The following is a 10522-nucleotide window of genomic DNA, read 5'->3' as shown; positions in this document are numbered from 1 at the left end:
GTGTAGAGCCAGTCTCCTCCACCACCGTGCAGAGGACAGCGGCCTCTCCTTCGTCATACAGTTTCGCCAGTTTCCTTGAAATTTCTATGTCCATCATCCGACCTCCTCGCAGTATTCTATTTCGCCGCCCGCGACCACCCTTCCGGCATCGTCGTACAGCACGAGCCTCTGGCCCGGCGCAGGGGCGAACTGAGGTTCGTGGAACAGGACCTCCATCCACTCCCCGTTCAGCATGACCAGGTCGCACGGAGCGGGGTCAGAGCGGGATCTCGTCTTTCCGAACATCGTATACCCGGTCGAGGGCGGCCCAGGGTACAGGAGGTTCGTTCCCTGCGCCCTCACTCTTCGACGGCAGACCCTTTCCCTGGGGCCGACCACCACACGGTTGCCCCTGGCGTCTATCCTGAGCACGTACAGCCCGTCGCGGGAGGCGATTCCAAGGCCTCTCCTCTGCCCCACGGTGAAGCCAAAGACGCCGTCGTGGGTCCCCAAAACCGCGCCTGACTCGTCGACTACCAGGCCGGGAGACGTAGATAGTCCGTCAAGGAGACGCCTGTAATTCCCCTCCCCGGTGAAGCATATCTCCATACTCTCCTGCCTCTCCGCGACGGGAAGGCCAGCCTCCCTGGCCAGTGAGCGCACCTCGTCCTTCGTAAGATCCCCGAGGGGCATCAGAGCCTTGGAGAGGCGCTCTCGTGCCAGTCCGCTCAGAAAGTAGCTCTGGTCCTTTTTTGCGTCCCTCCCCCTCGCCAGGAAGAAGTGCGATCCCTCCCGGACTATCCTCGCATAGTGACCCGTCGCTATCCTGATCGGACCGAACACCTCATCCAGAGAGTCCCACAGGAGTCCGAACTTCAACCGGGCGTTGCAGTCCGAACAGGGGTTGGGGGTCAGCCCATCGAGGTAGGATGAGACGAAGGGCTGCATCACCAGCCTCCTGAAGTCCTCGCCGGCAGCGGCTGCATAGTGGGGAATGCCCATTTCTCGCGCCGTTTCGGCGGCAGCGCGAACGTCCTCTCCCCTTCCCTTCGGGCCGGGGATGTCCATCGTAACTCCGACGACATCGAACTCGGCCCTGCGCAGCAGCAGCGCGGCGACCGAGCTGTCCACTCCTCCGCTCATCAGCAGAAATACGGTTCCCGGGCCGGGCGAGTATCCACGCGATGTCCCCGGCGAAGGCTCTATCAGCACACAATTTTCCTCCGGGCATTTGATTCTCTCCTCCACTAGTGTAGTATAAGGAAGATCGCGGCGCTTCACAACCCCGAGACCGGCGGCTAGCAAGGAGTAAGAGTATGAGGAGCATCATCGAAGAAAAATTGAGACTGGTCGACTCCCTGTTACGGGATTTGGGGAGAGTGATAGTGGCATACTCCGGCGGGGTGGACAGCACGCTGCTCGCGGCGACGGCATTTAAAGCGCTGGGCGAGAGTGCGATCGCTGTCACGCTGGACTCGCCCACTCTCCCCTCCTGGGAGAGGAAGGACGCGGAGCGCTTCGCCGGCATGATCGGAATACGGCACGTCTTCCTTCCTGTATCGGAGATAGAGCTGGCTGAGTTCGCCGCCAACGATAGGGACAGGTGCTACCACTGCAAGAGGCTCCGACTGAAGAGCCTTTTGAAGTGGGCCGGGGATTCCGGCGTGGAATGGGTGATCGACGGGTCCAACACGGACGACTTGGGAGACTATCGTCCCGGGATGAGGGCCCTGGCCGAGTTCGACCGAGTGCTCTGTCCATTTCTGGAGGCCGGGCTATCGAAGGAGGATGTGCGTACAGCCCTGAGGGCGATGATCCTCCCCGCCTCGGACAAGCCGTCCTCCGCCTGCCTGGCCAGCCGTATCAAGCACGGGCTGGAGATCACGACCGAAAGGCTTGAACAGGTCGAAAGAGCGGAAGAGCGCCTCCGTTCACTGCTCCCCCCTGAAGTTCAGATCAGAGTGCGCCACCACGACGATATCGCCAGGATCGAGGTCGATCCCTCTACCCTGGCGCTTATTACGACACGGGAGATGTCTGCGTCAGTATCCGAGCATATCCTCTCCCTGGGTTTCAAGCACGTGGTGCTGGATCTGTCCGGTTACAGGATGGGCAGTCTGAATTACTAGAAGCCTCCCATGCGACGACATTGCAAGCCGCAGGCGGGAGGTCACGGGCTGTTAACGTCGAATTATCACGGTCCTACATACCTTTTACAAAGTCCATAAACTCGCGGATCCCTTCGGAATCGGACCATGAGACGTTGAACCTCTTGCGCATGACCAGTCCGTCCTCCCCCAGCGAGAGGACGGAACAGCTGAAGTCATTGTCCGTGCATACGAGATCGAACTTGAACTTCGTCTCGTACTCGTCGTTAAGCGCCATTATCTTCTTCTCGTCCGTCCGGTAGAGAGTCAGGCCTCTCTCCGCCATATTCTTTTTTATGAACTTGGTGATGATATTAGAAATATGTTCCACTCTCGTATCCTCCTTCCATGGGATGGTCGTCTGAAGGGCCCTTCTCGCTTAAACAATATATCAGTTTGCAGCTGAAAAACAAGCGCCAAATCGATGTCTCGATCGATTTTCAGCGTTCGGATCGACACAGGGATTTTTGCCGGATAGGCGGGTGCCCCCGCCCCGGAGAGTAAATTGAATAAAAAAGACTGAACACAGAAACCTTGACATTCTTCCAAAGGACCTGTAAAATATCGCTCATATTTCAGATTGTCACTTCACCGGAAAGGAGGAGCCATTGATGAATACGGAGGTTTTCAACCATCAGAGCGCGGCGAACATAGTCCTCGTACTCCTCATTATCGGCGGTCCCCCTTCCGGTGGGGTCGGCGCTTGAAGCCGCACACCCTTAGACCGGAACCGGGGGCCGCTGTTACGGGGCCCCCGGTTTTTTTGTTGTGCTTTTTCTGAGTGTTGCGTCAATCTGGGGTAACTATCGAGAGGAGTGGTCATTATGACGAGGAAGTATGAGTTCACAACGCCGACGGGATTTCAAAGAGAGGTCTTCAGAATAGGCGACCGCCACCTTGGAGACATGTTCTCGCTCTGCTGGAGGGGGCCTTTCGAGGGGTTCTCCGCCTCGAGAAAGACGACGGTCTCCGAGCCGGCCGCCTTTTCCCAGACCGAGATGCGTTGGAGGGGGCCCTTCGAAGGGGTCAGGTAGCTGTGAACAACTCAAAGCGGGGAGCAGGATCGTTCAAACTCCCCGCTTCGAGCTTTTCCTGTCGACCTTGTTCCCAATGCGGCCGGAGGTCAAACCTGGGCCGTCGCCTCAGTCGGTCTCGATATGGTGGTCGTGGTCGTGATTGTACTCCTTGTCCTCCCAGGGCTCCGTTCCCTTTTTCTTGCGATAGTCGTTTATTGCCGCGTGTATGGCCTCCTCGGCCAGCACGGAGCAGTGCATCTTGATCGGGGGCAGACCGTCGAGCGCCTCGGCAACGGCCTTGTTCGTCAGGTCCCATGCCTCGTCTACCTTGCGCCCCTTGACTAGCTCCGTGGCCATGCTGGACGAGGCTATGGCGGAGGCGCAACCGAAGGTCTTGAACTTGATGTCGGTTATCACTTCGTCCTCGACCCGAAGGTAGATTTTCATGATGTCACCGCACTTAGGGTTGCCGGCCTGACCTACTCCGTCGGGGTTCTCTATCTCGCCCACGTTGCGCGGATTCTGAAAGTGGTCGAGCACTTTTTCGCTGTACATGACTATCTTCCTCCTTCGACGGTCTTAAGGAAGTCCTCCCACAGGGGGGACATATCGCGGCGCCTTTCGACGATTTTCGGGAGGACCGAGAGAACGTACTGTATGTCGTCCTCGGTGGTCTCCTCGCCCAAGGTAGCCCTAAGAGAACCATGAGCCTGCTCGTGAGACAGGCCGATCGCCATGAGGACGTGCGACGGGTCGAGAGAGCCGGACGAGCATGCGCTTCCAGTGGAAGCATATATCCCCTCCCGGTCCAGGTCGAGCAGCAATGTCTCGCCCTCTATGCCGATGAAGCTGAAGTTCGCGTTGTTGGGAAGGCGTTCCCCCGAAGGGGCGCCGTTCAGTTTTGCGTACGGGATGCTCTCCATCACGCCTTCGATCAGCATGTCCCTCAGACCCGCGATGCGGGCGGAGCTCTCCTTCATGCGGGAGGAGGTCCGCTCTATCGCGGCGCCCAGTCCCACTATACCAGCGACGTTTTCAGTGGTCGCCCGTCTTCCCCTCTCCTGCCCCCCTCCGTGTATGAGGTTCTCTATCCTGACGCCCTTGCGGATGTAGAGCGCCCCTACTCCTTTCGGCCCGTAGAACTTATGAGCCGACAGGGACAGCATGTCGATGTTCATCTCCCCGACGTTGATCGGAACGTGTGCTACGACCTGGACCGCATCCGTGTGGAAAAGGACTCCTCTCTCCCTGCACAGAGAACCTATCTCCGCAATGGGCTGTATCGTGCCTATCTCGTTGTTCGCGAACATGACCGAGACCAGGATCGTGCGGTCGGTCAGGGTATTTTCAAGATCGTCCAGCCTCACGCGCCCCTCCGGGTCGACATCGAGAAAGGTAACGTCGTACCCGTTCTTCTGAAGGAACTGAGCGGTGTGAAGAACCGCATGGTGCTCGATCTTAGTCGTGACGATGTGATTGCCCTTGGAGCGGTTTCGCCACGCCACGCCCTTCAGGGCCCAGTTGTCGGCCTCTGTCCCTCCGCCGGTGAAGAATACCTCGTCCCTCGAGGCTCCGATCAGGTCCGCTACCTTTTGCCGCGACTCCGCTATGGCCCTTTTGTTCTCCTCGGAAAAAGAGTAGATGGAGGAGGGGTTTCCGAAGGATCGTGTAAAATACGGAGTCATTGCTGCGACAACCTCGGGCGCTGTGAACGTAGTTGCCGCGTGATCAAGATAGACCTGTCTTGACATTGCTGCTTCCCCCTTTTTTAGCCGCCGGGATGGCGCTCCTCTTCGGGACCGTCGCTCTCCGACCTTATTAGATCCGCCAGGGTCGTATCCTCCAGTATGTCGTCTATACTACCCTTAAGACGGCTCCATAGTTCATGTGTAGGGCATGTGTCCCTGTTCGCGCACCCCTCGGACGTGAGGCAGTCGGCGAACGTTATGTCTCCCTCCAACGAGTCCACCACCTCCGCGACAGTCACATCCTCAGGAGGGTTGCAGAGCATGTATCCTCCCTGGGCGCCGCGCACGCTCCTGATCAGCCCGCTGCGCCTTAGCCTCAGGAAGAGCTGTTCAAGGTATTTTTCGGAAACCCCCTGCTCTCTTGCGATCTCTCCCACGGGAATAGTACTCTCTCCGTCGTAGGCTCGAGCCATGTACAGCAGAGCGCGGAGACCGTATCGGGTTTTCGTCGAGAGCTTGATGGCGACCACATCCCTTCTGTTCCGAGCAAGAGGATACTAAATCCTACCATACTTGTCAAGTATAAAAAACGGTGCGCCCGGACTTTTTTCAAGCCGGGCGCACCACGGTTATGCCTTGTCGTTTGATCATGCTCCTCCAAAGAGGAATCTGCTAGCCGGCGGCGGCGCCTCCAAGATATGCCGCCTTGATGTCGGCGTTTTCCATCAGTTCCTTCGAGGGGCCCTCCATCACGATCTTTCCCGTCTGAATGACGTAGCCTCGGTCGGACAGAAGAAGAGCCTGGCGCGCGTTCTGCTCGACGAGTAGGATGGTGACTCCCTCGTCGTTTATCAGGCGCAGCTCCTTGAAGATGTCCTTGATGACTATCGGCGCCAGCCCAAGGGAGGGTTCGTCGAGAAGCAGGACTTTCGGGCGCGACATAAGGGCCCTGCCTATGGCAAGCATCTGCTGCTCTCCTCCTGAGAGGGTGCCCGCGTACTGTCCGATGCGCTCCTTAAGTCGAGGGAAGAGGTTGAAGACCCATTCAAGGTCGTTGTCCAGATCGACCGTCTTTCCCCTTGGAAAAGCGCCCATCTTCAGATTCTCCAGCACAGTGAGGGGAGCGAAGACCCTGCGTCCCTCCGGGCTGAGAGATATTCCCTGCTGTACGACCCTGTAGGCCCGCCTGTCGAGCACTGCGCCGTCCAAGCGAACTTCGCCGCTCTCCCGGCGGACCATGCCCATTATGGAGTTCATCAGAGTCGATTTTCCCGCTCCGTTGGAGCCGATGACGCAGACGATCTCGCCCTTGAAGACCTTCAGCGAGACTCCGGAGAGGGCCTTGATGGCGCCGTAGTTGACGTAAAAGTCGTCCACCTCGAGGAGGACCTCTTTATCGTTTATACGCGGCTCGCTCATTCGTCATCCTCCTCTCCAAGATACGCCTTCAGCACCTCCGGGTGATTCTGGATCTCGTCGGGCGTCCCCTCGGCGATCTTGGCGCCGAAGTTCATGCACACTATGTGAGGGCATATCTCCATTATCAGATCCATGTGGTGCTCGATGACCAGTATGGTCAGGTCGAAATCCCGGTGCAGGTCACGTATCAGTGCGTTGAGGGAGATGACCTCCTCGGCGTTCATCCCAGCCGCGGGCTCGTCGAGCAGTAGGAATTCCGGGTCGAGGGCAAGGGCGCGAGCAATCTCGAGCCGCCTCTGGTGGCCATAGGGCAGGGTGCCGGCGGCCTGGTGAGCCCTGTCCGCCAGCCCGACCCTGTCCAGCAGGTCCATGCTCTTCTTTTTGATGTCTTTCTCCCCGCCGCGCCAACGCCCTAGGTGGGTCACCCCTTCGAAGAAGGAGTAGGGTATGCCGTGCTGCGCGGCGGTCATGACGTTCTCGAGCACCGAGGAGCGCTGGAAGAGGCGAAGGTTCTGGAAGGTCCTGGATATTCCCTTGTGGATTATCCTGTACGTCTTGAAGGGGGCCAGGTCCTCGCCCTTGTAGGTGATGGTTCCCGAGTCAAGGGGATAGACCCCCGTCACAAGGTTGAAGATGGTCGTCTTCCCGGCACCGTTCGGCCCCATCAGGCCTGCGAGCTCGCCCCTCTCGATGGTGAACGTCATGTCGTCAACGGCCGTGACTCCTCCGAAGTTCTTCGTCACGCCGGAGAGCTGGAAAAACGCGCTCATTTCGCCCGCCTCCCCACTGCATCCTTGATCCAGGTGGTGAATTCACGGTTGCCCATTATTCCCTCCGGACGAAGGACCATGATGATGACCAACACAGCGCCGTAGATCAGCATTCTGTACTGCGAGATCGGGCGGAAGAGCTCCGTCACAAGCGTGATGACCGCCGTGCCGAGGATGCATCCGCTCATGGAGCCGAGTCCTCCGAAGACGACGACGGATGTCAGCTCGGTGGACTTCATCATGTCAAACATGACCGGCTGGATGAAGGAGAGGAAGCCGCCCAGCAGGGCACCCGCCACGCCGCAGTAGAAGGCCGAGATCATCAGGCTGACGACTCTTATCCTTGCCGTGTTGAAGCCCAGCAGAGACGCCGCCACGTGGTCGTCCCTGCACGCCTTGCAGGCCCTTCCGAAACGACTGTTGATGATATTGAACATGAATATGGCCATCACGACGACGAAAGCAAGCGCCACGGGCAGGGTGGTGTAGGCGTCGATCCCCGGATATCCGCGAGCGCCCCGCGTCACCGACTGCCAGTTCTCCAGGATCAGCCTTATCGCCTCGCACAGCCCTATGGAGGCGATGGCGTAGTAGTCTCCCATCAGCTTCAGGGTGGGCACCCCGATGAAGAAGGCGACGGCGACGGCAACTCCCGCGCCCAGGAAGACGGCCGGGACATAATGGAACCCGTATTTAACCGTGAGAATTGCGGATGTATAGGCCCCGAGGGCCATATAGGCCGCGTGACCCAGCGAGAATATCCCAGTGAAGCCGGTGAGCAGAGAGACCCCCATGGCAGCGATCACGTTGATGCACAGGAGGACCAGAATTCCTTCAGCATATCCTGACATTCTCTACTTTCACCTACACTTTCTCGCTGACGCTCTTGCCGAAGAGGCCCGCAGGCTTGACAAGAAGGGTGGCTACAAGCAGGGAGAAGACCACCAGGTCGCGCATCTGGCTCGAGATGAAGCCCGCGGTAAGCATCTCGGCCAGTCCGAGGATCAGGCTTCCAACCACGGCACCCGGCAACGAGCCCAAGCCGCCGATGACCGCCGCCACGAAGGCCTTGATAGTTATAGCGCCCAGCTGCGGGTAGAGGGTGTATCGGACCGAAAGGAAGATGCCTCCCACCGCCGCCAGCGCCCCCGCTACGAAAAAGACGATCGAGATCAGCCGGTTGACGTTGACGCCCATGAGCCCCGCTATGCGAAGGTCGTACGCCGCCGCTCGTATCGCAAGACCCCATCTTGTTTTTGACAGGAAGAGCTGCAACCCCCAAAGGAAGAGCACGGCAGCAGCAAGCGACAGCAGGTCAAACGCACTTGTTGTGGCGACCCCGAAGAAGCTTACCGGGCTTGTGGGTATGACCGCCGGAAGAGCCCGGAAGCGTCCGCCTGCCACTATCACGAAGATGTTCTCGATTACGATGCTCATTCCCATGGAGGCGATGAGCAGGTACAGTGTGACATTGGTGCGCTCGCGGATGGGACGGTACGCGAGGCGTTCGGTCAGTATCGCGGCCACGCCCGCTCCGACAAGGGAGAGGATGCCCGCAGTCCATATGCCCATCTCCAAAGTCCTGAGGGAAGCGTAACATATATAGCCACCGATAACCAGAAAACCGCCGTGTGCGAAATTGGAGAACAACAGGATGGAGTACACTAGAGAGTAACCAACGGCGATTAGGGCGTAGACAGAGCCGAGGGAGAGGCCGTTGATTATCTGCTGTATCAGCGTTGCCAAATAGAGATCACTCCTTTCATGTGTCGGCGAGGGCGGGCGGAAGCCGCCCACCCTCGCCAACGAGTAACTATATCATATTTCGCAAACGAGGTATAGAGTGCCTCCTCACTGCACAGCGCCTACGGCTTGATCTTCTTGTAGAACTGACCCTTGCCGTCCTTGGCTATCAGCACTATGCCGTCCTTGTCGGCGGGGTTATTGTCCTTCGGGTCTATCGTGATCGTCGCGTGGTGAAGCTTCAGATCCTTCGTCGCGGCAAGAGCGTCGCGGATAAGCTTGGGATCGGCATCCCCGGCGCGCTCGATCGCGTCGGCGATCCAATAAATCGCGTCATAGCCGAGCACTCCGTTGACGAACTCCTTGCACTCGTCGTCGTACTTCTCCTTGTACGTGGCGAAGAAGGGCTGCATCGCCGGGTCCTCGGGGGCAACGTGGTTGATCCAGTAGGAGTTCTCCATCGCGTCTCCCGCGATCTCCCACATAAATTCGCCGTAGCCGTCTCCGCCTACGAAGACTATGTCCTCCATGCCGAGCTCACGCGCCTGCTTCATGGTAAGAGCCATCTCCTTGCCCATGTTCGGAAGGACGAGCACGTCGGCGCCCGAGTCGCGGATCTCGGTGAGCTGCGCGCGGAAGTCGACATCGGTACCGGCGCGGAATCCGAGGTCGGCCACTATCTCGCCGCCGTAGCCCTTGTAACTCTCGATAAAGAACTCGCGAAGCCCCTGGGAGTAGTCGCTGCCAACGTCGTAGAGGACGGCCGCCTTAAGCTTGCCGAGCTCCTTGGCCGCGAAGAAGGCAATGAGCCTGCCCTGGTAGGGGTCGGTGAAGCAGATGCGGAAGGAGTAGGGACGGACCTCGCCCTTCTCGTCGACCGTGACAAGCGGGTTGGACGTGACGGTGCCGATCTGGGAGACGCCCAGGCGGTTCACTATGGGCGCGGTGGCGATGTTGATTCCGCTGCCGTTGGCGCCGATAAGTGCGACCACTCCATCCTCCTCGATCATGCGGCGGACGGCGTTCACAGCGTCCTCGGGGCGAGTTCGGAAGTCGTAGACGACTATCTCGAGGTTCCTTCCCAGGACTCCGCCCTTCTCGTTGATCTCGTCGGCGGCCAGCTTGGAGGCCTTCTCCTCCGTCTGACCGTAAGCCGCCCAGTCACCCGTGAGGGCGGCTATGTGACCAATCTTGATAGTGTCCTTCGCCGCCTTGGACTCCTCCGGCTTGGCCTCTTCAGGCTTCGCCTCCTCGGTCACGACCTCTTCCTTGACCTCTTCCTTCACCACCTCGGCTTCCTCGACCTTCGGCGGCTGCTGCTGTTGCATGAAGAAGTAGCCCGCGACCACCACAACCACAACTATCGCGATAATCCAGTTCCTTTTCAAACCCAAACACCTCCTGAGATAATTATGTTCCGTGATTCTGATCCTGCGTCACTCGCTACGGTTCATTTTACTATCTAGCGCCGGTTTATACAATCGCACTTTCGCTCTTTCCGAGCCATTCTTCGAAATAACCGAGCTCCCTCTTCATGCGCCCGGCGCATGAATCGGCGGGGCATCTCCCGGGTCTGCACTTGTAGACAACATGATATAATTATGTCGCACTTAATACTATTCGAGGAGAAAACTATGGCCAGAATCGAGCATATTCCAATTGAAGAAGCGATCGGCATGGCTATACCTCATGATATGACTTTGATCGACTCCAAGTCGGACTACGAAGGAGCTCGCTTTAAACGAGGGCACATCATCAAG

The 10522-nt window shown here is 58.4% G+C and carries 12 protein-coding genes; 2 read left to right on the top strand and 10 right to left on the bottom strand.

What is annotated here, in order from left to right; genetic code table 11:
• Positions 1 to 93: 93 nt before the first annotated feature.
• Positions 94 to 1191, bottom strand: coding sequence for a tRNA 2-thiouridine(34) synthase MnmA (gene mnmA / locus GX181_04365; GenBank protein ID NLM71184.1), 1098 nt, complete (start codon positions 1189 to 1191; stop codon positions 94 to 96).
• 104 nt (positions 1192 to 1295) lie between these two features.
• Here mnmA and larE point away from each other — a divergent pair, with 104 nt between their 5' ends.
• Positions 1296 to 2108, top strand: coding sequence for an ATP-dependent sacrificial sulfur transferase LarE (larE, locus tag GX181_04360; GenBank protein ID NLM71183.1), 813 nt, complete (start codon positions 1296 to 1298; stop codon positions 2106 to 2108).
• A 73-nt stretch (positions 2109 to 2181) separates the two neighbouring features.
• Here the strand turns inward: larE and GX181_04355 are convergent, their stop codons facing one another.
• Entirely contained in the window at positions 2182 to 2457 is a 276-nt protein-coding gene (locus tag GX181_04355; GenBank protein ID NLM71182.1) for a hypothetical protein, read from the bottom strand.
• A gap of 493 nt (positions 2458 to 2950) precedes the next feature.
• Here GX181_04355 and GX181_04350 point away from each other — a divergent pair, with 493 nt between their 5' ends.
• Positions 2951 to 3160, top strand: coding sequence for a hypothetical protein (locus GX181_04350; protein NLM71181.1), 210 nt, complete (start codon positions 2951 to 2953; stop codon positions 3158 to 3160).
• A 108-nt stretch (positions 3161 to 3268) separates the two neighbouring features.
• Here the strand turns inward: GX181_04350 and nifU are convergent, their stop codons facing one another.
• The 8 genes from nifU to GX181_04310 all read right to left on the bottom strand — a co-directional run bounded on the left by nifU (position 3269) and on the right by GX181_04310 (position 10090).
• Positions 3269 to 3697 (bottom strand): Fe-S cluster assembly scaffold protein NifU, encoded by a 429-nt coding sequence (gene nifU, locus GX181_04345; GenBank protein ID NLM71180.1) that lies wholly within the window; start codon positions 3695 to 3697, stop codon positions 3269 to 3271.
• Positions 3698 to 3699: 2 nt separating this feature from the next.
• Positions 3700 to 4893 carry a cysteine desulfurase NifS gene (gene nifS, locus GX181_04340; protein NLM71179.1) on the bottom strand — a complete coding sequence of 398 codons (1194 nt, stop codon included), beginning with the start codon at positions 4891 to 4893 and terminating at the stop codon, positions 3700 to 3702.
• 17 nt (positions 4894 to 4910) lie between these two features.
• Entirely contained in the window at positions 4911 to 5351 is a 441-nt protein-coding gene (locus GX181_04335) for an Rrf2 family transcriptional regulator (protein NLM71178.1), read from the bottom strand.
• 151 nt (positions 5352 to 5502) lie between these two features.
• Entirely contained in the window at positions 5503 to 6249 is a 747-nt protein-coding gene (locus tag GX181_04330) for an ABC transporter ATP-binding protein (protein ID NLM71177.1), read from the bottom strand.
• Positions 6246 to 7019, bottom strand: a complete 774-nt coding sequence (locus tag GX181_04325; GenBank protein NLM71176.1) for an ABC transporter ATP-binding protein — start codon at positions 7017 to 7019, stop codon at positions 6246 to 6248. Before GX181_04325 ends, GX181_04330 begins: the two co-directional genes overlap by 4 nt.
• The gene (locus GX181_04320; GenBank protein NLM71175.1) at positions 7016 to 7870 is read right to left on the bottom strand and encodes a branched-chain amino acid ABC transporter permease; all 855 of its coding nucleotides are present in this window, start codon (positions 7868 to 7870) and stop codon (positions 7016 to 7018) included. Before GX181_04320 ends, GX181_04325 begins: the two co-directional genes overlap by 4 nt.
• A gap of 13 nt (positions 7871 to 7883) precedes the next feature.
• The gene (locus GX181_04315) at positions 7884 to 8765 is read right to left on the bottom strand and encodes a branched-chain amino acid ABC transporter permease (protein NLM71174.1); all 882 of its coding nucleotides are present in this window, start codon (positions 8763 to 8765) and stop codon (positions 7884 to 7886) included.
• A gap of 119 nt (positions 8766 to 8884) precedes the next feature.
• Positions 8885 to 10090 (bottom strand): ABC transporter substrate-binding protein, encoded by a 1206-nt coding sequence (locus GX181_04310; protein ID NLM71173.1) that lies wholly within the window; start codon positions 10088 to 10090, stop codon positions 8885 to 8887.
• Positions 10091 to 10522: the final 432 nt, after the last annotated feature.

Source organism: Synergistaceae bacterium (assembly GCA_012521675.1).
Lineage (GTDB): Bacteria > Synergistota > Synergistia > Synergistales > Aminobacteriaceae > JAAYLU01.
This window is presented reverse-complemented; position numbering and strand designations above follow the sequence as displayed.

Coding starts and splice junctions, on each gene's coding strand:
- GX181_04350 (NLM71181.1), top strand. CDS start 2,951: ATGACGAGGAAGTATGAGTTCACAACGCCGACGGGATTTCAAAGAGAG.
- nifU (NLM71180.1), bottom strand. CDS start 3,697: ATGTACAGCGAAAAAGTGCTCGACCACTTTCAGAATCCGCGCAACGTG.
- GX181_04320 (NLM71175.1), bottom strand. CDS start 7,870: ATGTCAGGATATGCTGAAGGAATTCTGGTCCTCCTGTGCATCAACGTG.
- GX181_04325 (NLM71176.1), bottom strand. CDS start 7,019: ATGAGCGCGTTTTTCCAGCTCTCCGGCGTGACGAAGAACTTCGGAGGA.
- nifS (NLM71179.1), bottom strand. CDS start 4,893: ATGTCAAGACAGGTCTATCTTGATCACGCGGCAACTACGTTCACAGCG.
- GX181_04310 (NLM71173.1), bottom strand. CDS start 10,090: ATGCAACAGCAGCAGCCGCCGAAGGTCGAGGAAGCCGAGGTGGTGAAG.
- larE (NLM71183.1), top strand. CDS start 1,296: ATGAGGAGCATCATCGAAGAAAAATTGAGACTGGTCGACTCCCTGTTA.
- GX181_04330 (NLM71177.1), bottom strand. CDS start 6,249: ATGAGCGAGCCGCGTATAAACGATAAAGAGGTCCTCCTCGAGGTGGAC.